Origin of the sequence: Undibacterium sp. Di26W (genome assembly GCF_049340265.1) — a bacterium.
Lineage (GTDB): Bacteria > Pseudomonadota > Gammaproteobacteria > Burkholderiales > Burkholderiaceae_D > Undibacterium.
Genome location: NZ_JBMPOR010000008.1, coordinates 89,416 through 111,600, shown reverse-complemented (window position 1 = coordinate 111,600; position 22,185 = coordinate 89,416). Strand labels below are relative to the sequence as shown.

The 22,185-nt window shown below is 52.2% G+C and carries 23 protein-coding genes and 1 tRNA gene; 7 read left to right on the top strand and 17 right to left on the bottom strand.

The genetic code is table 11. From position 1 onward, the window contains the following. Window positions 1-66: 66 nt before the first annotated feature. The 3 genes from ACO0LM_RS12155 to ACO0LM_RS12145 form a co-directional block, all read right to left on the bottom strand. A complete protein-coding gene (locus tag ACO0LM_RS12155) occupies window positions 67-1,512 on the bottom strand; it encodes an efflux transporter outer membrane subunit (protein ID WP_423037408.1) in 1,446 nt (481 codons plus the stop codon). Beyond that, complete coding sequence (locus ACO0LM_RS12150; protein ID WP_423037406.1) at window positions 1,512-4,667, bottom strand: efflux RND transporter permease subunit; 3,156 nt, start codon at window positions 4,665-4,667, stop codon at window positions 1,512-1,514. The genes ACO0LM_RS12155 and ACO0LM_RS12150 overlap by 1 nt, the downstream gene beginning before the upstream one ends. Before the next feature lie 86 nt (window positions 4,668-4,753). Then, entirely contained in the window at window positions 4,754-6,121 is a 1,368-nt protein-coding gene (locus ACO0LM_RS12145) for an efflux RND transporter periplasmic adaptor subunit (RefSeq protein ID WP_423037404.1), read from the bottom strand. A gap of 591 nt (window positions 6,122-6,712) precedes the next feature. Between ACO0LM_RS12145 and ACO0LM_RS12140 the strand changes: the two genes are divergently transcribed. Continuing rightward, the gene (locus ACO0LM_RS12140) at window positions 6,713-7,393 is read left to right on the top strand and encodes a TetR family transcriptional regulator (protein WP_423037402.1); all 681 of its coding nucleotides are present in this window, start codon (window positions 6,713-6,715) and stop codon (window positions 7,391-7,393) included. On the opposite strand, the gene ACO0LM_RS12135 is transcribed toward ACO0LM_RS12140, so the two are convergent. Beyond that, complete coding sequence (locus ACO0LM_RS12135; RefSeq protein ID WP_422987451.1) at window positions 7,390-8,019, bottom strand: trimeric intracellular cation channel family protein; 630 nt, start codon at window positions 8,017-8,019, stop codon at window positions 7,390-7,392. The two genes, ACO0LM_RS12140 and ACO0LM_RS12135, sit on opposite strands and share 4 nt — an antisense overlap. Before the next feature lie 462 nt (window positions 8,020-8,481). On the opposite strand from ACO0LM_RS12135, the gene ACO0LM_RS12130 reads away from it, so the two are divergent. The 6 genes from ACO0LM_RS12130 (at window position 8,482) to ACO0LM_RS12105 (ending at window position 13,979) form a co-directional block, all read left to right on the top strand. Continuing rightward, window positions 8,482-8,751: a type B 50S ribosomal protein L31 gene (locus ACO0LM_RS12130; RefSeq protein WP_422987453.1), complete on the top strand. Its 270-nt coding sequence runs from the start codon at window positions 8,482-8,484 to the stop codon at window positions 8,749-8,751. A gap of 247 nt (window positions 8,752-8,998) precedes the next feature. Further along, on the top strand, window positions 8,999-10,759 hold the full coding sequence (locus ACO0LM_RS12125) for an ArnT family glycosyltransferase (protein ID WP_423037400.1): 1,761 nt from the start codon (window positions 8,999-9,001) through the stop codon (window positions 10,757-10,759). 2 nt (window positions 10,760-10,761) lie between these two features. Next, window positions 10,762-12,186: an MATE family efflux transporter gene (locus tag ACO0LM_RS12120; protein WP_423037398.1), complete on the top strand. Its 1,425-nt coding sequence runs from the start codon at window positions 10,762-10,764 to the stop codon at window positions 12,184-12,186. Window positions 12,187-12,261: 75 nt separating this feature from the next. Continuing rightward, window positions 12,262-12,346: transfer RNA gene (locus ACO0LM_RS12115), tRNA-Leu, on the top strand. A gap of 201 nt (window positions 12,347-12,547) precedes the next feature. Further along, entirely contained in the window at window positions 12,548-13,564 is a 1,017-nt protein-coding gene (locus tag ACO0LM_RS12110; protein WP_423037396.1) for a tyrosine-type recombinase/integrase, read from the top strand. A gap of 79 nt (window positions 13,565-13,643) precedes the next feature. Beyond that, on the top strand, window positions 13,644-13,979 hold the full coding sequence (locus ACO0LM_RS12105; RefSeq protein ID WP_423037394.1) for a hypothetical protein: 336 nt from the start codon (window positions 13,644-13,646) through the stop codon (window positions 13,977-13,979). Here the strand turns inward: ACO0LM_RS12105 and ACO0LM_RS12100 are convergent. The 13 genes from ACO0LM_RS12100 to ACO0LM_RS12040 form a co-directional block, all read right to left on the bottom strand. Next, the gene (locus ACO0LM_RS12100) at window positions 13,976-14,653 is read right to left on the bottom strand and encodes an SOS response-associated peptidase (protein WP_423037392.1); all 678 of its coding nucleotides are present in this window, start codon (window positions 14,651-14,653) and stop codon (window positions 13,976-13,978) included. The two genes, ACO0LM_RS12105 and ACO0LM_RS12100, sit on opposite strands and share 4 nt — an antisense overlap. Window positions 14,654-15,031: 378 nt before the next feature. Continuing rightward, window positions 15,032-15,304, bottom strand: a complete 273-nt coding sequence (locus ACO0LM_RS12095; protein ID WP_423037390.1) for a hypothetical protein — start codon at window positions 15,302-15,304, stop codon at window positions 15,032-15,034. Continuing rightward, a complete protein-coding gene (locus ACO0LM_RS12090) occupies window positions 15,286-15,885 on the bottom strand; it encodes a DUF3310 domain-containing protein (protein WP_423037388.1) in 600 nt (199 codons plus the stop codon). Before ACO0LM_RS12090 ends, ACO0LM_RS12095 begins: the two co-directional genes overlap by 19 nt. Then, window positions 15,885-16,130, bottom strand: a complete 246-nt coding sequence (locus ACO0LM_RS12085; protein ID WP_423037386.1) for a hypothetical protein — start codon at window positions 16,128-16,130, stop codon at window positions 15,885-15,887. The genes ACO0LM_RS12090 and ACO0LM_RS12085 overlap by 1 nt, the downstream gene beginning before the upstream one ends. Before the next feature lie 243 nt (window positions 16,131-16,373). Beyond that, window positions 16,374-16,769, bottom strand: coding sequence for a hypothetical protein (locus ACO0LM_RS12080; protein WP_423037384.1), 396 nt, complete (start codon window positions 16,767-16,769; stop codon window positions 16,374-16,376). Next, window positions 16,757-17,263 carry a DUF1643 domain-containing protein gene (locus tag ACO0LM_RS12075; protein ID WP_423037382.1) on the bottom strand — a complete coding sequence of 169 codons (507 nt, stop codon included), beginning with the start codon at window positions 17,261-17,263 and terminating at the stop codon, window positions 16,757-16,759. Before ACO0LM_RS12075 ends, ACO0LM_RS12080 begins: the two co-directional genes overlap by 13 nt. A 331-nt stretch (window positions 17,264-17,594) precedes the next feature. Next, the gene (locus tag ACO0LM_RS12070) at window positions 17,595-18,476 is read right to left on the bottom strand and encodes a hypothetical protein (RefSeq protein WP_423037380.1); all 882 of its coding nucleotides are present in this window, start codon (window positions 18,474-18,476) and stop codon (window positions 17,595-17,597) included. A gap of 1 nt (window position 18,477) precedes the next feature. Further along, a complete protein-coding gene (locus tag ACO0LM_RS12065) occupies window positions 18,478-18,729 on the bottom strand; it encodes a hypothetical protein (protein ID WP_423037378.1) in 252 nt (83 codons plus the stop codon). Window positions 18,730-18,731: 2 nt separating this feature from the next. Beyond that, complete coding sequence (locus ACO0LM_RS12060; RefSeq protein WP_423037376.1) at window positions 18,732-18,923, bottom strand: hypothetical protein; 192 nt, start codon at window positions 18,921-18,923, stop codon at window positions 18,732-18,734. Continuing rightward, on the bottom strand, window positions 18,920-19,324 hold the full coding sequence (locus ACO0LM_RS12055; RefSeq protein WP_423037374.1) for a hypothetical protein: 405 nt from the start codon (window positions 19,322-19,324) through the stop codon (window positions 18,920-18,922). Before ACO0LM_RS12055 ends, ACO0LM_RS12060 begins: the two co-directional genes overlap by 4 nt. Before the next feature lie 109 nt (window positions 19,325-19,433). Next, window positions 19,434-20,900: an SNF2-related protein gene (locus ACO0LM_RS12050; protein WP_423037372.1), complete on the bottom strand. Its 1,467-nt coding sequence runs from the start codon at window positions 20,898-20,900 to the stop codon at window positions 19,434-19,436. Next, entirely contained in the window at window positions 20,900-21,163 is a 264-nt protein-coding gene (locus tag ACO0LM_RS12045; RefSeq protein ID WP_423037370.1) for a hypothetical protein, read from the bottom strand. Before ACO0LM_RS12045 ends, ACO0LM_RS12050 begins: the two co-directional genes overlap by 1 nt. Then, window positions 21,160-22,185, bottom strand: coding sequence for a DNA-methyltransferase (locus ACO0LM_RS12040; protein WP_423037368.1), 1,026 nt, complete (start codon window positions 22,183-22,185; stop codon window positions 21,160-21,162). The genes ACO0LM_RS12045 and ACO0LM_RS12040 overlap by 4 nt, the downstream gene beginning before the upstream one ends.

The window sequence follows — 22,185 nt, the reverse complement described above, 5'->3', positions numbered from 1 at the left end:
AAAGACCGATCTCGCAATCGGTCCTTTCTTTGCTTACTTTGACTAGCAGTTCTTGGCCCACATATCTTATTTACTGGCCAGACTTTCAGGCTTGGTCCAACCGCCACCGACTGCCTTGTAAATACTGACGATGGAAGACAGGTGCGCGCGCTTGGTATCGATCAGGCTGGATTGTGCCTGGAACAAATCCCTTTGTGCATTCAAGACTTCCAGAAAACTGCTATAGCCGTTCTTGTAGCGCAGATCTGCCAGACGCAGCGAATCCTTCAGTGCCACGACACGGCGTTCACTGGCAGCATTCACCTGCTCGTTAGCCGCCGTATTGTTCAGCGCATCATGGACATCATGGAATGCGCCCTGCACGGCCTGCACATATTGTGCCAGCGCCTGGGTCTTGCGGGCTTCTGCACCAGCCACTACCGCACCGATGGCACCGGCACGGAACACTGGCTGCGCCAGACTGGCACCCAGGTTCCACAACAGTGAAGCCGGATTCAGTAAATCCTGGAAAACGCGAGATTCATATCCAGCCGTGGTGGTCAGTTTCACGCTAGGGAAATACTGGGATTTCGCCTGGCCGATATCAGCATTGGCCGCCACCAGATTCTGCTCTGCCACCAGAATATCCGGACGGCGATTCAGCAGATCAGAAGGCAGGTCAGACGGTACAGTCAATTGCTGGTACAAGCCATCAATCGAATTACCGCGGGCAATCACTGGTTGGGCAATCGCCGTGGCAGAACGTCCCAGCAACACAGCCAGTGCTGATTCGGTATTCGACACAGCCTGTTTGGCCTGGGCGTAACTGATTTCGGCAGCAGCAGTTTCTGATTCAGCCACATGCAAATCCAGCTCACCGACCGCACCTGCGGTATACCGTTTCTGTTGCAGGCGCAAATTCTCTTGACGGGTCTTCAGTGTCGAATCGGCCAATGCGAGTTGGGCATCACCGGCGCGCAGGCTAAAGTAAGTCTGGGCTACGTTCGCATACAAACTGCTTTGTACCAGACCACGATTCGCTTCCTGCGCCAGCAAGCGGGCACGTGCTGCTTCATCGGCACGTGCCAGCTTGCCCCAGAAATCGACTTCATAGGAAGCTGTCAAACCGATCTGAAAATCCTTGCTGACCGGGTTGGCACCCGCACCCAGCTTGCCAGCATTTTCGCTGGTGCGGCTGCGGGAAGCACTCAAATTCGCATCCACTGAGGGATAACGGTTGGAATTGGTACCCACCGCCACGGCGCGTGCTTCTTCGATACGGCCTGCTGCCAGCACCAGATCCTGGTTATTGGCAGCGGCTTCATCCAGCAAGCTGTTCAGGGTCGGGTCCTGGAAGCTTTTCCACCAGGAGATATAGTCAGCCGCGGCCAGCTTGTTTTGCGTGGCGATACTGCCCAGGCTGGTCGGGGTGTCCAGGGCCGGACGTTGATAGTTGGGCCCGACCGATGCGCATCCTGCCAGCACCAGGCTGGCAACCAGCGTCGTTAATACTAATTTTGTTCCAGACATCATTATTCCTTCACATCTGCTTGAGGTGCATTGTGCAAAATATGGACAGGGTGTTCAAAATCCTGCTCAGTGGTTTTCAAGCGCCTGTCATTGATCAGCTTGAAGAACAAAGGCACGAAGAAGATCGCCAGGAAAGTCGCTGCCAACATACCGCCCAATACACCAGTACCCAGAGATTGACGCGCAGCAGCACCTGCACCGTGCGAGAAAGCCAGTGGTACCACACCCAAAATAAAGGCCAGCGAAGTCATCAGAATCGGACGGAAGCGCAAGCGTGCTGCTTCCAGTGCGGCAGCCACCGGCGCATAACCTTCATGCACTTTCATGACCGCGAATTCAACAATCAGAATCGCATTCTTCGCCGACAGCCCCAACAAGGTCACCAGACCGATCTGGAAGTACACGTCATTGTTGAAGTGACGCAGATACACCGCCAGCAAGGCACCAAAGATACCGAAAGGCATGGCCAGCAAGACCGAGAATGGCAGAGACCATTTTTCATACTGGGCAGCCAGAATCAGGAAAATCATCAGCACGCCAGCACCCAGTGCCAGTCCAGCCGCATTGCTGCTACGTTTTTCCTGGAAGGATGCGCCACCCCAGTCATACACGACATCGGCCGGCAAGACCTTCTTCGCAGCACGTTCCATCGCCGCAATCGCCTGACCAGAACTGAAGCCTGGTCCGGCATTGCCAAGCAATTTAATCGCAGGCAAAGCATTAAAACGCTGTACAGAATCAGGGCCGGTAATGAACTTCACAGTCGTGAAGGCACGCACCGGTATCATCTGGCCTGTGGCTGAACGTACATACATGCTGCCGATATCGTCCGGTTTGGCACGATACTGACCTTCTGCCTGCAACTGCACGGTATAGATACGACCGTTCTTGTTGAAGTCATTGACATAATAGCTACCCATGGTCGCGGCCAGGGTGTTATACACGTCCGACAAGGCCACACCCATAGAGCGCGCTTTTTCATTGTCCACGTCTACATACAGTTGTGGTGAATTAGCCTGCCACAAGGTTTTGACACCAGCCAGTTCAGGCTGCTTGTTGGCTTCAGCGATCAGCAAAGGCAACAGTTGCGCCAAACGCTTGACACCGCCTTCACCGGCATTTTGCATATAGAACTCAAAGCCACCCGTCTGACCCAGGCCCTGAATCGCAGGCGGGGCAAAGAACAAAGGCAGGCCTTCCTTGATACGGCCGGTTTTCATATAACTTTCACCCACCATCTGCTGTGCAGACTGGGTGCGCTCTTCCCATGGTTTCAAGGGGAAGAACATGGTTGCAGCAGAAGATTTCAAACCGCCACCACCGAGGAAATCCAGACCAACCAGGGCAAAGGTGGTATCGATGTTCTTGTTGGTTTTCATGATGGATTCAACCTGACGCACCATGGCATCGGTACGATCCAGCGACGCACCGTCCGGCATGATGGCCGCGCCGATGAAATACCCCTGATCTTCATCCGGCACCAGACCGCCTGGTACGTTTTTCCACAACAGACCAGTCAATGCGACCATGCCCAGCACCAGTGCCACACCCAGCACAGCACGCTTCATGAAGAAGGTAACGCCATCGGTATAACGCTTGGTCAGACGCAGGAAGGCTGCGTTAAACCAGGTAAAGAAACGGTTGTGATTTTCTGAACCAGGCTTGAGCAAGATCGCGCACAAGGCCGGTGTCAAGGTCAACGCAACGATACCAGACAAAACCACGGCGATGGAAATCGTGACCGAGAACTGACGATACAATTCGCCCGCCAGACCACCAAGGAAAGCGATAGGACCGAAAGCCGCTACCAGCACCAGCACAATCGCGACAACCGGGCCAGTCACTTCATGCATCGCTTCGATCGCCGCATCTTTCGGCGTCATGCCTTCTTCATTGATCAGACGTTCGACGTTTTCCAGTACCACGATCGCATCATCAACCACAATACCAATCGCCAGCACCATACCAAACAAAGTCAGGGTATTGATGCTGTAACCCAGCAAATGCAGACCGGCCATGGTACCAATCAGCGATACCGGCACCGCCAGTGTCGGGATGATGGTCGCACGCCAGCTTTGCAGGAACAGGTACACCACGATAAACACCAGCACCATGGCTTCTGCCAGGGTTTTCAAGACCTCAGAAATGGACTCTGTCACGAAAGGTGTGGTGTCATATGGCGTGGCATATTCCATGCCTTCAGGGAATTTGGCTTTCAGGTCTTTCAGGGTTTGTTCTACTGCTTTGCGGGTTTCCAGCGCATTCGCGCCAGTCTGCAAGAACACACCGATATTCGCGGATGGGTGACCATTGACGCGACCATACAGGTTGTAATCCTTGGAACCCAGTTCTACACGCGCCACGTCAGAAATGCGGATGGCAGAACCACCCTTGGCTGACTTGACGATGATATTGGCAAATTCAGACGGTTCCAGCAAGCGACCTTTGGCCGTGACTGTCATCGTCAGCTCTTCGGTATTGTTTGGTGGCGCACCGACTTTACCGGCAGCGTACTGGGCATTTTGCTCGGTAATCGCAGTGGCAATATCGGCAACCGTCACACCCAGTTGCGCCATGCGGTCAGGACGCATCCAGATACGCATCGCATAATCCTTGGCACCGAAAATCTGGATATTGGTGGTACCCGGCACACGCTTCAATGCATCCAGCACATTCTGGGTTGCATAGTTGGACAGATACAGCGCGTCATAGCGGTTATCCGGCGAGAACAAGGCAGCCACTACCAGGAAGTTGGACGAACTCTTGGACACCGTCACACCCTGGCGTCTTACCTCTTGCGGCAGCTTGGCATCTGCCTGACGTACACGGTTGTTGACGTTAACTGCAGCGATATCAAGATCGGTACCGACTTCAAATGTGACGTTGATCGATACCCGACCGTCAGCAGAAGAAACCGAATCCATATACAGCATGTGTTCCACGCCATTGATCTGTTCTTCGATAGGGCCGGCGACGGTACGTTCAACCACCTCGGCAGACGCGCCTGGATAGACCGCAGTCACATTCACTACCGGCGGAGAAATCTCCGGATAGCGCGAAATCGGCAGGACGCGCAAGGCGGCCAAACCGGCCAGCACGATGATCAGCGACAAGACTGTCGCGAAGATCGGCCGGTTAATAAAAAATTTTGAGAACATGAATAATTCCTTGTAGCCTTAGCTTCGTTATGCAGCGGATAGATCAGCTTGATGTGAGCATATTGCTGGCTTGTTATAGCTTATTATTACTTGGCAGCGCTGGCAGCCGGTGCAGAAGCAGTTGCGCTGGATGCAGCACCAGCAGATGCTTCCGGTTTGCCTTCTGGTTTGCCGGCAGCTGCTCCGCCTGGTGCGCCACCTGGGGCACCCGCTGCTGGCGTCGTCGCCGCCTTGGCAGTAATCGCTATCGGGGTCACCGTCATGCCTGGGTCATGCGCCTTGATGAAACCATCCACCAATACACGGTCACCACCTTGCAAGCCTTTGGTCACTATCCATTCACCATGGGACCAGCCATCCAGTTCAATTGGTTTTGGTACCAGTTTGTTGTCTGGTGATACCGTGAACACAATTTTACCCATAGGGCTATCAATCACCGCACGTTGTGGTATCGCTATCGCAGCACTACGCGTAGCACCGCTGAGTATCACGCGTACGAACTGGCCTGGGCGCAACGTACCGTCCGCATTTGGCACCTGGGCACGCGCATCAAAACCACCGGTGGCAGGATTTATTTTTTCACTGACAAAATTCATCTTGCCTGTGACCGGGGATATACTGCCATCAGCCAGTTTCAATTGCACATCAAAAGCCAGACTACCGTTATTGGTTTTCTTGCCAGGCAAGGCAATCTTGCCTGCGCCTACGTCCTTGCTCAATTTCAGGTAATCCGCTTCAGGTACGCTGAAGTTGACATACACAGGATCAGTCTGGACGATGGTGGTCAGCAAACTATCTGCTGCGGTCACCAGGCTGCCATTGGATTTGGCAGCGATGCCGGTGACACCGTCAATAGGAGCCACGACCCGGGTATAACCCAGATTCAGTTTGGCTTCATTGACCTGTGCCTGCACTTGCTTGAAGGTGGCTTCTGCTGTTTCCAGCGCAGACTTGGCATCGTCAAATTCTTTCTGGCTGATGGCTTTTTCTGCTACCAGCGGTGCCAGGCGCGCAAATTCGCGCTTGGACTGGTTCAGCTTGGCTTCGGCGACACCAGCGGCAGCTTCTGCAGACGCCAGTTGTGTGCGGTAAGCACCCTGGTCAATCTGGAACAAGACGGTGCCTGCTTTGACGCGGGAACCTTCTTCATACAAACGGTTTTCCAAAATGCCGGCAACACGGGCACGCACTTCCGTTTCGCGTGAACCTGCGGTTTGTGCCGCATATTCAAAATCCAGACCAAGGCTACGTGGCTGTACGGTCACCACATTCACTTCAGGTGGCGGCATGCCACCGGGTGGTGCTGCATTCGCACCCTGCTTGCCGCAAGCAGCCAATACCAGCAAAGGCAGGCTGACGGCAGCAATACGCAAGGCAGGCAAGGCCTGGGTCATGTGACTGGTAATCGATGAAAGCTTAAAAAACGGAGTAGATAATTGTGCAGGGGAGCGCATGGGAGATTCTTTCTTCTAAATTGAAAGGCGGTGTGCTATTATATACATTCACGAATGTTTGTAAATAAGGTTTTTTAACAGCCCTACAGGAATACAGGGATTTTGGGAAGATCTGGCTCTAACAAACACCGACAGAGTCCGTCAGAAAATTAGCAAATAGATATTTCTACTGTGTTCAGCACAATTAGCATCACCGGCATGACTGGGAGTGCGATATCTATTTTAGAGACGCAAAATGACAACCTGATCTCATGGGCTGCCACAGGTTTGATACGCTTGATACCGAAGCAATAAAACAAGTATAAAGCAGACAAGAAATTTCTGCTGCAAGACAACAAATTTGATATAGAACAGAGCCGTTTTTACTATTTGTACCAGTATCAATGCGTAACAAAGCAGGCTTTAAAAGCAGAAAAAAGATATAAGCACTTATTTCATTCATATTAGTGGGAAGCCTCGGACCCAGGCTACCGTAGCGACAGTAAAGTTCACTTACAATAACGAAGAGACGATGTAAAAAATTGTTCGCAGCGATCATTAATCCACGAATCAATCAGTGAATTAATCCGCGACGCACGCAAAGGAAACAAGATGGCCAGAAAGACCAAAGAAGAAGCGCAGGAAACCTATAATACGCTGATCGACGCTGCTGAAAAAGTATTCGCCGAAAAAGGTGTGACCAGCACAACCCTCAATGATGTTGCCCTTGCAGCAGGCATGACGCGTGGCGCTATTTACTGGCACTTCAAAGACAAAAACGCCCTCTTCCAGGCCATGTGTGACCGCGCCTTCCTGCCCATGGAAGCACTGCTCAATGAAATTGCATCGGCACCGCACCAGGATCCGCTGGCAGGCATCAAACAACTGAATTTGCATTTCCTGCAATTGGTGACTAGCAATGAACGCCAGCAAAAAGTATTCAATATCATTTTTCATCGCTGCGAAAAAAACAGTGAACTGATCTTCTTTTCCGCAGAAAATGAAAAACGCATCGAATGCCTGGCCAAAATCCAGGTACTGATGCAGAAAGCCGTTGACCAGGGCACCCTGCATGCCGATACTGATACCTGGATCGCCATGCAGGCGTTACACGCCTATGTCATGGGCATCGTCAACGAATGGTTGTACGATACGGCTGCCTATTGCCTGATGCAACATGGCGAAGACATGCTAGATATATTCATGGCAGGCTTGGTCGCCCGCCCGCCATTAAAAAAACCGCGTCCTGCGGAAAAGACATGCAATATGCGGCTGGTGGTCAATCAAAACTAGACCGGTAACTTCCAGTCAAAACGTACTGCCAGCATGCGCAGTACGAAGCATATGCCTACCCCAAACCCCAGCGCCACTGCCTCGCTGACCTGCAACCAGTTCAACAGCAGGTAAGCCCAGCAACCGGCAAAAGCGCAGGTCGCATACAAATGGCTGCGCCGGAACACCAGTGGTATCTCATTACAGATAATATCGCGCAAGACCCCGCCAAAAATGCCGGTAATGACACCCATCATGACGCAGACAAACATCGGCATATCTGCCTCTTGCGCCAGCGAAGCCCCGGTCACACTGAACAAACCCAGCCCCAGCGCATCCGCCAGCACAATCGCGCTTTCTGTCACGGCATTGCGTAAATGCCGCAAAAAGGGAATAGCAATAATCGACATCACAAAGATGAGAATAGGGTATTCCTGATTCTCGACCCAAAACAATGGCCGTCTGTCCAGCAGCAAATCACGCAGCGTGCCCCCGCCAAAGGCCGTAATGAAGGCCACCGTAAACACCCCCACCACATCCATGCGCTTGCGCCTGGCTTCAATAAACCCTGAACTGGCAAAAGCCAGTATCCCGGCGACTTCAATGCTATGCAACATCGAACTCATACCCAGATAGCTCGTCGTCATGGTTATCCTTCAGGACTTGGTTTATGAGGTAGGATTTTAGCAAGCAGGACAGGAATGGGATAGATTTGCCGGCCTTTTAAGATGAAGACCTCTCACCACAGAGGCACAGAGACACAGAGAAATGCAATGAGGAGGCAAAAAACCTGAGGGCTATTGGCACAGCCTAGCTCTCAAATTCGTCACTCCTGCGGAAGCAGGAGCCCAGCGACTTTCTTTGCACATTGATAAAAGTTATAACAAAAAGAACAGAAAAAGCACACAACAAGCAACATTCTATGGCTCAAGCCCACAACATCCCATCGCAAAATCCCCAATTTTCATTGTATAATCATGGGCTTGGCATTTTGGGCATCCAGAATCCAGACTATTAATTAACCTTTGGCAAGTGATAATGCAATCGGGTCAAGAAGCAGGGCGACCGACGAAGTGCTTATTGGCTACCTAACTTATTTTGAGGCAAACATGAGAGATGGCATCCACCCAAATTATCGCGAAGTGTTGTTCCACGACGTTTCTTGCGATTTCAAATTCATCACACGTTCAACTATCAACACCCGTGACAAAGGTGAGTTTGAAGGTAAAGAATATCCAATGGTAAAGATCGAGGTTTCTGCAGAATCTCACCCTTTCTACACTGGCAAACATAAAATCGTTGATACTGCTGGCCGCGTTGAAAAATTCCGCCAAAAGTTCGGCAAAGTCGGTTCCAAGACTTCTATCGCAGAAGGCTAATCGGCGCAGGGGAACACCGCGCACTCACGCACACTTGCAGCGCGCCGCCACTTTTTTTGCGGCACAGCACGTCTGCAAGCTTGCGAGCATTACAGTCCATCCTATGGGCCTAATATGTTCCATACAGTACGTTAATGTGTGCTTAACTGTGTTTCCCCACGATTTAAATTAAAAAAGGCAGCCCTGGCTGCCTTTTTTACTAACGCTTTACCCTACAATAAGCATCCTTTCCTTCCATCATTAAGATATGAAGCCAGTCCGACTTCCTGCTGCCGCAACAGTTGCGCTACCGCGCTGGGGAATCTTCGCCCTGTGTCTCTTGTATATCTTGCCCGGCCTGATAGGCCGCGACCCGTGGAAAGGGGACGATGCCGCCGGCTTTGGCATCATGTGGACCATGGTCCATGGCACCCTGGCCGACTGGCTGTGGCCACACATCGTCGGCCTGCCCATGCCAGAAGAAGGCCCGCTGGCATTCTGGCTGGGTGCCATCTGCATCAAATTATTTGGCTGGCTGGTGGGTGAACCCATGGCCGCCCGCCTTAGTACCGGCTTCTTTTTCCTGCTGGGTTGCCTGTCGGTCTGGTATGCCACCTATTTGCTGGGCCGCAGGCCAGAAGCCCAACCGCTGAAACTGGCGTTTGGTGGCCAGCCCGAACCCAAAGACTTTGGCCGCACCCTGGCTGACGGTGCCCTGCTCATCTACCTGGGCTGCCTGGGCCTGCTAGTACGCAGCCATGAAACCAGCGCAGAAAGCCTGCAAATTTCCCTGATCGCCTGCACCCTGTATTTTTGTGTGCGCCTGCTGGATGAACCCGGCAAACGCACCGCCATCAAAATCGGCGTCATCCTCGGTTTGCTGGTACTGACCAGGGGCTGGGTGCTGCCCATCGCTTTATTGATCAGCCTGTTGGCTGCCTGCGCTTACCGTCGGCAACGCCAACCCCTGCAATACCTGGCCCTGATCAGCCTGCCGGTTGCCTGCATGGTGGCCGCCATCTGGCTGACGGCCATCAACGTTCTGCATCCGTATGACAGCTCGCCGTACCAGGCCTGGATGTTATGGAATTATCGCCAGTTCAATATACCCAATGCAGACAGTATCGCTTACCTGTTCCGCAATGGCATCTGGTTTAGCTGGCCCGCCTGGCCTTTTGCAGCATGGGCCATTTACGCCTGGCGCAAACAAGAAAAAGCCCTGCACATTTCACTGCCTGTCAGCTTCCTGGTCTGCTTTGCCGTGCTGGCCGTCATCAATACCCAATCAGAAGAAGCCCTGCTATTACCCATATTGCCGCCGCTGGCTATACTGGCCGCATTTGGCTTGCCGACCATGAAGCGCAGCGCGATTAATGCGGTGGACTGGTTTTCCGTCATTGTATTTACCACCGTGGCCGGCTTCATCTGGTTTGCCTGGATAGCCGACCAGACAGGCTGGCCAGCCAACTGGGCTGGCAGAGCCAGCATATTGGCCCCTGGTTACAAGACCAGCTTCAACTTCTTTGTCATGCTGATCGCCATGGTCGCCACCGTGGCCTGGTTCCGCCTGGTGTACTGGCGCATATCACGCCAACCTGCCGTCTTGTGGCGCGCCGTGGTGCTGTCCAGTGGTGGGGTGATTTTGTGCTGGCTGCTATTGCTGAGCTTATGGCTGCCATGGGCCAATCAGAAAATCAGTTATGCGCCGCTGTCGCAAGAACTGGCTAAAAACCTGCCAGCCAACTATGGCTGCATACAGGCACAGATAGGTCCCTCACAACGCGCTTCATTTGCCTATTTTGGCAAAGTAAAATTTTCCGGCTTCTCTGACAACGACTGCCGCTTGCTGCTGATACAAAACAGTAAACGTGCCCATCAGGCTCAGGCCCAAGCCCAGACTGAAGGCCAGGGCCAGGACCAGGAACTGGCGCTGCCAGCCGAATACAAGCCTGAAGAATGGACTGCCATCTGGTTCGGTCACCGCGCCGCCGACAACGATGAAGTATTTACCCTGTACCAGCGTAAATAGTCATGAAATTCGAACACCCCAGCACCCTCAGCGGCAATATCAAACGCATCGCCTCACTGTCATGGCCCATGATGGTGGGCCAGATGGCCGTGGTGGGCAACGGGGTGATCGACACCGCCATGACCTCGCGCTTTTCAGCGACTGACCTGGCAGCACTATCCATAGGCATCTCGATTTACGTCAGCATTTTTGTTGGCCTTAACGGCATACTGCAATCCATCTCCCCCGTCGTCGGCCAATTGTTTGGCGCACGCAAGTTCAAACAGATTGGCGCAGAAATCAAACAAGGCGTATGGCTGGGCCTTTTCCTGGCCTGCATAGGCTGCCTGATACTGCTCTTTCCAAATGGCTTGCTATCCATCGCCAAAGCCTCGCCAACACTGAATGACAAAGCCGCGCAATACTTGCAGATATTGGCCATCGCCCTGCCCGCCACACTGGGCTTTCGCATCTATGGTGCGCTCAATAACGCAGTGGGCCGCCCCAAAATGGTCATGGCGATACAACTGGCAGCACTGGCGATTAAAATCCCGCTCAATACCCTGTTCATTTTTGGTGGGCTCGGCATACCTGCCATGGGCGGCCCAGGCTGCGCCGCTGCCACCGCCGTCAATGCCTGGCTGATGCTGCTTGTCGGCTGGCTGATGCTGAAACACGTCAAATATTATGACGTGTTTGCCCTGTTTGGCAGCGGCTTTGTCAAACCCAACTGGAAAGCCCTGCGCAGCCTGCTTAAGCTTGGCATCCCCATGGGTTTAAGCTACCTGATCGAAGTCACCGCCTTTGCCTTCATGGCCCTGTTTATCGCCAGGCTGGGCGAAGTGGCCGTATCTGGCCACCAGTTGACCGCCAACTTCGGCACCATTTTGTACATGCTACCGCTATCCATCGCCAGCGCCACCGGCACCCTGGTAGCACAAGCCATTGGTGCCAAACAAATGCAGGCAGCCCGCGTCACCGGCAATGCCGGCATCATCCTGGCGGCCATGCTGGCCGTGCCGATAGGTGTCATCATCTGGTTCAGCCGCGACCTGATCCTGCACGCCTATACATCCAACCCACTGATCATTGCCGCCGCCCTGCCCCTGTTCACCTTTATATCGGTGTACCAGATTTTTGATGCGATACAGGTCACCACCGCCTTCATCCTGCGTGCCTATAAAATCGCCATCGTCCCCACTATTTTGTACGCCTTTGCCCTGTGGGGCTGCGGTCTGGGCGGCGGCTTCATCCTGGGCCTGGATCCATACCACATCAGCCCCGTCTTCCTGCACGGTGCCGCCGGCTTCTGGATGGCCAACAGCACAAGCCTGGCCATCGTCGCCTTCAGCCTGTGGTACTACCTGCGCATCGTACAAAAACGCTTCCCCACGCCCGCCATGTGGCGCCGGAACGTTAAATTTGAACTCCCCGACATGACCCCCTGAACAGGAACCGAAAGCAGCAGAATCAGCCGCCACTTGCAAAAATTTGACAGCTCTGTCATAATTTCGGTCTGCGTTGCCGAGATGGCGGAATAGGTAGACGCACGGGACTCAAAATCCCGCGCCGCAAGGCGTGCCGGTTCGATTCCGGCTCTCGGCACCAAGACACATAAGTTTAAGCGCAATCAAATGCAATTAAACAAAGCAAAATCAAAGAGTTAGTGGCTTTAACTGGTAAGCAGTACGAAATCAAATCCGGTTAAATCCTACTAAACAAATGTAGCAAATCCCCCGAAGTCCCCCGCCTAATCCCCCGATATCCGGCTTACGATTTAATCGTATTCAAATCTATCAGGGGAACACAATGGCATCGTTTGAAAAACTAAAGCGCGGCGTGCGCGCTCAAATCCAAATCAAAGTCAACGGCGAGATGGTCCGCAAGTCGCAGACCTTTCCGACCAAGGCGCAAGCTGCGGCTTGGGCATCCGAAGAAGAAACCACACTTAGAAAACAGAAGGCGACCGGCGTTGTGGCCGGTAAGACTTTCACGCAGGCGTGCGAACGATACGACGAAGAGGTGTCGGCCACAAAGCGCGGTCATCGATGGGAGTCATTACGCCTGGGCACCATGCAGCGCGTTGTGATTGATGGTGTGCGCCTAGGTGACAGGTATTTGACCGAGATAACACCGGACATTATCGGCAAGTGGCGTGACATCCGTATGCAAATCGTCACAGGCTCCACAGTCAACCGGGAATTCAATTTGATATCCAACGTGTTCTCTGTTGCCCGCGACGAGTGGCGCTGGATGCCGGACAGCCCAACCACCAAAGTGCGCCGGCCTAAAAGTTCATTGCCACGTAACAGACTGGTATCCGACATTGAATTGGAAAAGTTGCAGCTTTCAGCCAACTACCAGGACGGGCCTGTCACGCAAAAGCAGCAAGCGGTAATGGCAGGGTTCTTGTTCTCAATCGAGACAGCAATGCGTCTGGGCGAAGTGTGCGGCCTGCGACCGTCGCACATCAATGGGCCTGTGGCATATCTGCCGATGACAAAAAACGGCACGGCAAGGCATGTACCGCTGTCCAAGCGCGCATTGGAGATACTGACATACCTACCCAAGCCCGAAGGTGATGGCACGCTGTTCATGGCCTCCGCTGACAGCGCAAGCACGCTGTTTCGGAAGATCACAAAGCGATGCGCGTTAGATGGTGATGATGGCATCCACTTCCACGACTCACGGCACGAGGCCATCACCAGGCTTGCGAAGAAACTAAACGTGTTAGACCTGGCACGCGTGACCGGCATCCGCGATCTGAAGATATTGAATGTGTATTACAACGAGACTGCGGAAAGCATGGCCGCTCGGTTAGGCTGAAAAAAGTTAAGTCTTTGCCAAATTGCACAAATACCCGAATTGGCCCAGAATACTGTACATACATTCAGTATTCTGAGCTATGAAATCACATGTTATCAAGATTAGACGGCGTGGCGTTGAATTGCCAAAGAAGTATCTGTTTGATCGTTTTAATCAGCCGACGCCAGGCGAATTGTCAGTCGGAGAGTCCAGCGACCAAGGCTTGCATCGTACGTGCATGCGTGCGCACTTTGTCCGGGATGGGTCAACGGTCGGGGGTGATTACCTATTTGATTGCCGCATCCTTTGGATTCACGATCAGCGCATGATGCTGACCGGCTTTGAAAAAGTAAAATCGGACGATGGCGAAATTTCTTACGCCCAGTCGTGGCTGTGCATGTTTGAACCACCGCCGCCAATGCCGGAGGGGCGCTAACCGAGCAAGTCAGGTTCTTTTGCTTTCGGCTTTTTTGTGCGTGGCGGGAGTGGTGCCGCTTCAGTTCGCATCAACTCGGGTGGGCACGGCAGCAAAAATGATCTTGCAAATTCTGGATTCTTACATGACAACCAATCATCCCAGTCTTCAGGACGGAGTATCACAAGGGAGCGTTTTTCGTCACCTGGCTTGTGGAACCGGCGCATGACAGGATGATCGTCAGCGTTGATTGTGATCTGTGTGAAGGAGTAACCGATCTTGCCCTCTGCTTCTGGCCATTCCTTAAAAAGGCCGGCGACCGCAAAGTCAGAAGCATCTTGCAGACCTATACGCCAATTCACTGCTTTGCCAGATTCGTAACACGGCTCAAAGAAATCTTCCATCGGGACCAAACACAGTTTGCCTTCGCGCCAGGGTTTCGCATATGTGCGAAGTTCGCCAATTGTTTCAGACCTTGCGTTGACTGTTGTGAACCGCACACCAGGTGGCAATTTGGATTTGGGCATCAACCCGTAACTGCCAAGTACCACTTCGCGGTTGCCGCTTGTTCCATGCATGATAATCGGTGCCGAGTAGTCCGGCCATGTCTCCCTGTGCCAGTCGTCTAAATCATGGCCCGTAGCTTCAAAATATGCGATGTGATCTGCGCGAGATGGGGTGTAGTGAGTGCACATGTCTTATCCAATTGGACATTGATACCGCCAAGTATAAAACGTTTAGGCATCGCATCAAGAAAAATCCCTGCTCGTGGCAGGGATTCTCTAACTTGCGAATTAATTCCAGAGTTTTTAGCAGTGTTATCAGTGTGGTTGTCCCCACTGCGTAACCGCTCTAAGGTACGATCCTTACTTGGGTCATACAGGAAGCTGGACCTTTATACGTTTGCCATCAACTATAAATCTTCTCGATCACTCTGAAGATAGCTTTATACGGGTAACTAGTGCACATAAATCCCGTTTGCCAGCGCCTAAAAAGAACCCTGCCGAAGCAGGGTAAATTCTCTACAGGAGTCCGACAAATTCATGTTAGCAGAATTTAGCAAATTGTAAAAGCTAAATCTTTCTTTTTTCCTTGTACTTCATGGCCCATGCAATCACCTCTTGCGCTTCATAAAGTGGATGGGCCTTCTGGCCGCTGGGGCTGGGCAAGCGTACTGCTCCGGGGAAATCAGGCAGGCATGCGAAGCGCTGCCTGAACGACGTGACGGACAGATTCAAGTAGTCCGCGCAAGTCTTGATGTCCCACAGTGCGATATCCACCGGTATCCTGGCCGCTACTTTGTTCGCCAGGCATTCTGCCAGTTGATCTATGATGTCTTCTTGCATTTATCACCGTCCCCATACTCGAAATCTTTCAGCAACTGGATGCAGTGAATCGCTTTATCCAGGTCTTGCACGCCGCCTTTTGCCTTGTACCGCATGATGTACTTGATCACGTTTGCCTGCGCGGCATTCAGGTTGTTGGCGAGGGCCAATTCCATTGGCTGAACAGGCATCGATTTGTAGTGGTCGCCACCCACTTGCACATCGAATGATGATTTAGCTTTTGCTAAATCAGTGCGCGCAACTTCACTGTTCGACGTGCTTGCAGCAAGTATATCTCTGGCCTTGTCGCTCATTGATAGTATGCTGTGAATCAATTCGCGGATTTCAGTTGGCGTTAAAATAGCGCCTCGGTATTGATCACCAATCGCAACCAGAGTATTGAAAATTTCCTTGGCTTCCGGTGGCAAAGTGGTAGGCGCAATTTCTATTTTCTCCATATCGCACACAACATCCTGGGCCTTTATATACATAGCCTCTAACTGATTTCTAAACTCTTGAAAGTTTAAATTACCAGATTGGGCCACATTATGCGTGGTGCGGATTCGGGATATCAGTGTTTGCAAACTATCAGGCATCTTCATCACACACCACCTTTCACGAAGCCGATTTTCTTTTTGATGTCTGCGATGGGCCACCCTGTTTCCTCGTGTGCGCTGATGATAAGTACAAAGCCGAAGGGTAGAACACCGGCGCGTATTTTGCTGATCACAGGCGGGTTGACGGCCAGCCGGCGTGACAACGCGGCATCGTTTTTGAGTTTCAGACATTGGATTATTTCATCCAGCAGCGCATTGTTTTTTGCTGCGTCAATATGCAATTTAGACATGTTGCTTTTTCCTTTTAAAATTGTTCAGTAGGTGAAAATCAAACCGCAACGGATACATCGGTCCTTAGCTACAGAAACGCGCTTTGTGGGACCGCATTGATATTCTGTTGCAATGTCTTGATATGGTTCTCCATGAAGGTCTTCACAAATCTGTACCACAGGTACCGACCGGTATTTGCATTTCCAGATTTTCTCGTTCTCGTCGCGCTCGGCCTGACATGTTATGTGTGACATGCATCCACCTCACGTAATGCTAATACGAAGAACATTCCGGGGGTGCTTAAACATGCTTTTTGAACCCCATTCGTACTCCCATGGCATTTTTACGCGGTATCTGTTAGGGGTGTTGCGCACCGGTGTAACCATCTGCCCTGGCATCGGGAAAGGCTGAGTACTGAGTGCGTTTCTTATGAGTGCTGCATATGCTTCTTCACTGAGGATCACAGTTTTGATACCTGTAGCTGGATCGGTAAATTCGAGGCCCGTTTGCTCCGTGCCAAAAAACTCAAGCATCCAGGCATTCATTTCCGCCCGGAATTCGGGCGTTACTGTGACCTTTGGACTTAGCGTCATGCGAGGCACGTCTTTCACATATGGGCTTGAGATGATGATTAGACCACCGATAATTACGCGGTCCATAGCTGCGGCCCCAATGTCTTTTTCAGGTACAACGGGTGCGCCGGGTGCCTGTATTTCGTCAGCTTCAGGACGTGCAATTTCGGTAGCGTTTTCTTGACGATGACATCCCGATTTTTGTACGATCCATTCACGCCCCACGCAGCAACTACCATGTCGGCCTCTGCGACGACCAACTGCAACCAGGCATCGTTATCAGGCCCTACTGGATCGAAAAATCGTTGCATGTCGTCTGGGTCCGTGGCACGGCACGCAAATAGGTTCACCACGCACAACCAACCGTAACCCCACGACTCGGCAAAGCCCATGCAGCGGGTGATGGTGGGATCATTGACCGTCTCGTCTGCGGTGCTGGGGTTGAGCATGACAAATGTGCAAACCGTGTTGTTATTCGGATCGGTACCAACCTTGCGCCACAAAACGTATCGGTAGTGGCGACCTGGCGATAAGATGGTTTTTCTTGCTTGTAGATTTTGTGCGCAAACGATGGGGTTCATGCTCTCACCCCGCGCTGACTTCTTGGTTTGGTCGCCCGGATACACCGGCATTTCAGTACGTCCACCCCGGCTTCATGTTCCATGCCGTATTCCGTCTCGTAACTTTCGGACCAGGGTTTAAGTAGGACTCGAAACTGCATAGTCTGACCGACCACGAGTCGGTGTAACCGCCAGATTTGGTCAAACACTTCGCCGTGACACCCCTCAATAAAGCTCAGTACGTCGCCGTCACCAACAGCCTTCTTGCCAAGATCGATACGCATATCGCAGTCGTAAGCACTTGCGCGACCTTCGCCCTCGAATCGATGCACTGTAACTATCGCCCGTAGTTTCATTTCGCAGCCCCTTTAGTGCGTGCCGCGACCGGAAAATTGCGATGTGATTCCCCCACAATGGATTCGGTAAGTGCAAGCAACTCACCTGCACTTAAAGCGATTTCCTCCATGATGCGAGGGCTTGAAACACCACCTTGTGTGTTGATGCCCAAGTACACCATGGCTATTGCCAACAACTGCAATTCACGTCTGGTTAGATGTAATGTTATTTCCCTTTGCGGTTCGACAATCGGACACAGCAATTGAGCGCTGTGCGCAGGCCAGTTAGCGGCCAGATCTTCCACAGTTTGTGTTACGACTGGCAAGTCGTATCTGCGAATCAAGTCCGCGCTCAGACTTGGATGCGTTTGCCTGCACGCTTTTGCGTATTCAGCCAGCGCCGGCTTCGCGTGGGGATCGTGCGACACATCAAGCACAAAGTATTCGCAGTCATGGTGCTTTTCACCTCGGGCGTCTTTGCCGTCGTTGCGCAACACAGTGAATTTCCCGAATAGGCCTTGTTGCTCGGCTGGCCTTGTTTTATCCCGCGCTGGAAGGGTTGTCTGCTTACCCGTAAATACAAGATCATCATCCCGTGACAACTCCAATTTGGGCTTCGGAGTTGGCCAAACAACATACCCGTGTGCGTGGCTCATGCCTTCACGGGCAGGGCCAACCTTTATTAAGGTGCCGGGTGTAGCGCCATCAGGGATCACAACATGTTTGGCAGATGGTGCTGCTTCCAACTCTTCTATGCGATGCACGAGGGCCAGTACCAACTTTGACCCTGCATGAACATCATTGCCTGAATACCAGGGTTCGCCGTGGCGACTGAACGACAAAATGCCGTTATTGTTTTCGATGGTGTACTTTCCATCCTCTAATGTGATTGTGGACATTTCATACCTCTGGATCAGATGGAGACATACGCAACTCTCCGTTAAAAACAAACGGCACGTTAATCCAAATACCGTCATCAAAATCATTATCGTGGATGCACCACTGCTGCAAAACAGCGGGTTTGCGGTCCCTTAGCCTTGCGTTGCATACCGCTAAAGGCTCGTGTGTTCGTTCGCGTTCTGCACGGACTATCTCGGCTGTAACGCCTGGATTTTCAACAATGTTCCAACGGAAATGTGCGGTTGGGATCATGGCTAGTATTCCTTTTCGATCCGGTCTGCTTCGGCGCGTAATTCCTTCGCACGAGCATCGTGGTACTTGACGCACTCCTCGTAATCACCAATGCTATCGGCATGGGACGCTTGGAAGTCGTTCCAATCCGCCATGACGCGCAGGACTTCTGGAGAGTCTTCGCACGCTTTCAATTCGCCTGGTGTGAGTGTCATGCTTTCACCAAATATGCAAAGACCCAGTTAGAAGGATCGCCGCCCAAACCCGCTCTTGATGGGTGAGGGTCAAATACAATTTGCCCGTTCTTCCCTACCACAGCGTGATACACGTCGCTGAAACGTGGTGATGGACCGCTGATTTCGTGATAGATATCCACGTCAGATTCACCTGTCCAAACGTTCCCGGTTGTTTTGGTTTCCAGGTACACGAAGCCTTTGGAAAGGCAGAACGCCTGAAGCAAATCCCAGTATGTGGATGGGTCGCCATTGGCTACTTCGATGAAGTGCGGAACTTCAGAGATAGGTAGTTCCATCAGCGATGCGATAACGGCTCTTTGGCAGTCGCCACGTACACCATTATCTGGGTCGTGTACAAATTCTTGATCAACGGGTTTCATGTCCTCTGCTCCTGTAGTTTTAGCAAATAGGAACAAATAGCCCCTACTTGCTAAACATTTTAGTATTTGCTAAATCTAATGTCAATAAGAAATTTAGCAAACTTTAAAACTACTTGATTCCGCAAAGTGCCTTTACCCTGCGCACGGCATTGCGCAAGGCATCCTGGACAGTGAACTTGCCTTGTAGCCGTTCAAAGATGTCTTCATCTATCGTGCCCTTGGCAATGAGGTAGTAGACGTACACCAGGCGGTCATAACCGGATTGCAACTGGCGAACCGGCCCGAGCCGTTCAAACACTTGCATGTGTTCTTCGAGGTTCCAATTGATTGAGAAGTACACCAGAATGTGACCCCCGTCTTGCATGTTCAAACCATGGCCGGCGCTGGCTGGGTGGACAAACATCATCGGCAACTTACCGGCGTTCCAGTCGCGCAGGGTCTTGGGCTTGTCATCCAGCGCCTTGCCTTTCGGGAACGCTTTTTGCAACCGTGCCAAGTCAGATTTGAAGTGGTAGGCAACAAGTATCGGTGAGCCGTTCCACTCGTTGACGATGGATTCCAGCGCTTGTAACTTGATGTCGTGTACTTCTTTGAATTCCTTTGCCTTGGGGTGGTCGTCATCGGTGACATCGGGTTGCAGGTATATCGCGCCATTTGCCAACTGGTGACACTTTGCAGCCTTGCTGGCCGCGTTGAACGCCTCCACGGCATTTCCATCAAGCTCAAGGTACATGCGCTTTGCCATGTCCTTGTACAAGCCCATAGCCCTGTCCGGCAGTTGCACCTTGATGACTGTTTTGACGGCTTCTTTCACGTCGAAATAATCCTCTGCCTTCAGCGACAGAGTGATGTCGCGCAAGGCATTTGACATCTGCTCCTCGGCATATGGCAATGGCTTCAGAAGAGAGAAATCCCCACGTGTTTGAACAGACTGAAACCAGCGACCCTTAAACGCCTCGAACGAACGGCCTAAGCGCTGCCCCCTATCCAAAGGCCAGTTTGGCCCCCACAAGTCAATTAGGCCGTTAGGTGCTGGCGTACCGGTCAGGTTGTGCCACCCGGTTACGTCGGAATGCGCGATCTTGGCAAGTTCACGCAGGCGTACCGATCCGCCTGCGGCCTTTGTAAAGTTCTTACCCTTTTTGCTCACCTGGTCAGTGATGCGCAAGGATTTCAGCTTGGTGCTTTCATCCGAGATGACGCGACCGAAAGGCCATTTGCCGTTCAGCGTTTCCATCAGCCAGGGTATGTTCTCGTAATTGATCGTGAACACGGCAGCATGCTGATTGCGCAGGGCAAACAGCCTTTCGGTTTCGGTACCGAGGATGGGGGATACTTCCATGCCAGAAAGGTGGTCCCACTTCTTCACCTCGTCCGGCCAGGTGGACTGCGCAACGCGCTTGGGTGCGATCACCAACACCGGTTTGGACTCGATACCGGACAAGTGCAACATGTCGATGGCTGACAGTGTGGTCACTGTCTTGCCGCTGCCCATGAACGACCACAGGTTGCTTCGCTTGTGGTCCGTGATGAAATCGATGCTTGGTTGTTGGTACTCGTGAGGTGTGAATTTCATTATGCTGTCTCACCCTCTTTGACTATATCAGTCAGCGTTGTGATTCTTACAGGCACCTCTTCGCAGTTGGGGAAATCACTAGATATAACATCTCGTATCTTTCCGCGTAATGCGAGTTGACTGTAAAAAACAGTGGCATCGGCTAGGATGTATGTTTCTTTCACTTCGTAACGATCACTACCATGGCCTTGATACGTGTGCAGAACGATGTACATGCCTTGCAGGTTCCGGAGTACAAAGCCGGTGTTTATTTTCTTGTTCATATCAAATCACCATAGATTCGTTTGTCTTGTAGAGCTTCGTATTCCTGGTTCAACTCGCAGCCGATGAATTTTCGCCCATGTCGCAACGCCACTTCTGCCGTGGTGCCGCTGCCGATGAATGGATCAAGCACGATGTCACCTGGGCGTGATCCGGCAAGAATGCAGGGTTCAACTAGCGCCGGCGGGAACGTCGCAAAGTGGGCACCCTTGTATGGCTTTGTGGCGATGGTCCAGACAGAACGACGGTTGCGCTTGTCTATCGGGTACTCAGACTCTGCACGGTCGGGCCGGTGGGTTCCAAGTAACTGCCCTGGTATGGCTTGGGCGCGTTTGCTGTCCTCTCGTTTGAAACTGTCCCGCTTGCTGCGGCCTCGATCCATACCACGGCTGTCGCGAGGATCAGTGTCGGATACCTTGTTCCAGCCAACACCAGTACCGGATTGAATGCCCTTCGCAGGCTCTTTGACTGCTTCGTGGTCATAGAAATACTGCTCGGTCTTACTGAGTAGGAACACGTACTCATGGGCCTTGGTGCAGCGGTCTGTAACGGACTCGGGCATGGGATTTGGTTTGTGCCAGATGATGTCCTGCCGTAGGTACCAGCCGTCAGCACGTAACGCAAAGGCCAACATCCAAGGGATGCCGATCAGGTCTTTTGACTTGAAACCATCCGAGGGCTTTCTTGGTACGCCGCCTCCTGGGTTACCGCTTCCAAGTTTGTTTCCACCACCACCAAGATTACGGCCTGCGTCAGTTCTACCCACCTTCCCAGCGGCATAGCTATCGCCAATGTTGACCCAAAGAGTACCGTCTTGGGTTAGCACGTCTCGCACACAGCGAAATACTTCAACTAGATTGGCAATGAAACGTTCCGGTGTTTCCTCAAGACCTATCTGCCCATCAACCCCATAATCGCGGAGGCCAAAGTATGGCGGGGATGTCACGCACATCTGCGCTTGAACGCCCCGCGCAGCCAGCGTGCGCAAGGTATCGCGGCAATCCCCGAAAAATATTTTATTCAT

Bases quoted from the DNA above. Each gene is read 5' to 3' on its own strand.
- ACO0LM_RS12155 (WP_423037408.1), bottom strand. From the start codon at position 1,512: ATGATGTCTGGAACAAAATTAGTATTAACGACGCTGGTTGCCAGCCTG.
- ACO0LM_RS12150 (WP_423037406.1), bottom strand. From the start codon at position 4,667: ATGTTCTCAAAATTTTTTATTAACCGGCCGATCTTCGCGACAGTCTTG.
- ACO0LM_RS12145 (WP_423037404.1), bottom strand. From the start codon at position 6,121: ATGCGCTCCCCTGCACAATTATCTACTCCGTTTTTTAAGCTTTCATCG.
- ACO0LM_RS12140 (WP_423037402.1), top strand. From the start codon at position 6,713: ATGGCCAGAAAGACCAAAGAAGAAGCGCAGGAAACCTATAATACGCTG.
- ACO0LM_RS12135 (WP_422987451.1), bottom strand. From the start codon at position 8,019: ATGACGACGAGCTATCTGGGTATGAGTTCGATGTTGCATAGCATTGAA.
- ACO0LM_RS12130 (WP_422987453.1), top strand. From the start codon at position 8,482: ATGAGAGATGGCATCCACCCAAATTATCGCGAAGTGTTGTTCCACGAC.
- ACO0LM_RS12125 (WP_423037400.1), top strand. From the start codon at position 8,999: ATGAAGCCAGTCCGACTTCCTGCTGCCGCAACAGTTGCGCTACCGCGC.
- ACO0LM_RS12120 (WP_423037398.1), top strand. From the start codon at position 10,762: ATGAAATTCGAACACCCCAGCACCCTCAGCGGCAATATCAAACGCATC.
- ACO0LM_RS12110 (WP_423037396.1), top strand. From the start codon at position 12,548: ATGGCATCGTTTGAAAAACTAAAGCGCGGCGTGCGCGCTCAAATCCAA.
- ACO0LM_RS12105 (WP_423037394.1), top strand. From the start codon at position 13,644: ATGAAATCACATGTTATCAAGATTAGACGGCGTGGCGTTGAATTGCCA.
- ACO0LM_RS12100 (WP_423037392.1), bottom strand. From the start codon at position 14,653: ATGTGCACTCACTACACCCCATCTCGCGCAGATCACATCGCATATTTT.
- ACO0LM_RS12095 (WP_423037390.1), bottom strand. From the start codon at position 15,304: ATGCAAGAAGACATCATAGATCAACTGGCAGAATGCCTGGCGAACAAA.
- ACO0LM_RS12090 (WP_423037388.1), bottom strand. From the start codon at position 15,885: ATGAAGATGCCTGATAGTTTGCAAACACTGATATCCCGAATCCGCACC.
- ACO0LM_RS12085 (WP_423037386.1), bottom strand. From the start codon at position 16,130: ATGTCTAAATTGCATATTGACGCAGCAAAAAACAATGCGCTGCTGGAT.
- ACO0LM_RS12080 (WP_423037384.1), bottom strand. From the start codon at position 16,769: ATGGACCGCGTAATTATCGGTGGTCTAATCATCATCTCAAGCCCATAT.
- ACO0LM_RS12075 (WP_423037382.1), bottom strand. From the start codon at position 17,263: ATGAACCCCATCGTTTGCGCACAAAATCTACAAGCAAGAAAAACCATC.
- ACO0LM_RS12070 (WP_423037380.1), bottom strand. From the start codon at position 18,476: ATGTCCACAATCACATTAGAGGATGGAAAGTACACCATCGAAAACAAT.
- ACO0LM_RS12065 (WP_423037378.1), bottom strand. From the start codon at position 18,729: ATGATCCCAACCGCACATTTCCGTTGGAACATTGTTGAAAATCCAGGC.
- ACO0LM_RS12060 (WP_423037376.1), bottom strand. From the start codon at position 18,923: ATGACACTCACACCAGGCGAATTGAAAGCGTGCGAAGACTCTCCAGAA.
- ACO0LM_RS12055 (WP_423037374.1), bottom strand. From the start codon at position 19,324: ATGAAACCCGTTGATCAAGAATTTGTACACGACCCAGATAATGGTGTA.
- ACO0LM_RS12050 (WP_423037372.1), bottom strand. From the start codon at position 20,900: ATGAAATTCACACCTCACGAGTACCAACAACCAAGCATCGATTTCATC.
- ACO0LM_RS12045 (WP_423037370.1), bottom strand. From the start codon at position 21,163: ATGAACAAGAAAATAAACACCGGCTTTGTACTCCGGAACCTGCAAGGC.
- ACO0LM_RS12040 (WP_423037368.1), bottom strand. From the start codon at position 22,185: ATGAATAAAATATTTTTCGGGGATTGCCGCGATACCTTGCGCACGCTG.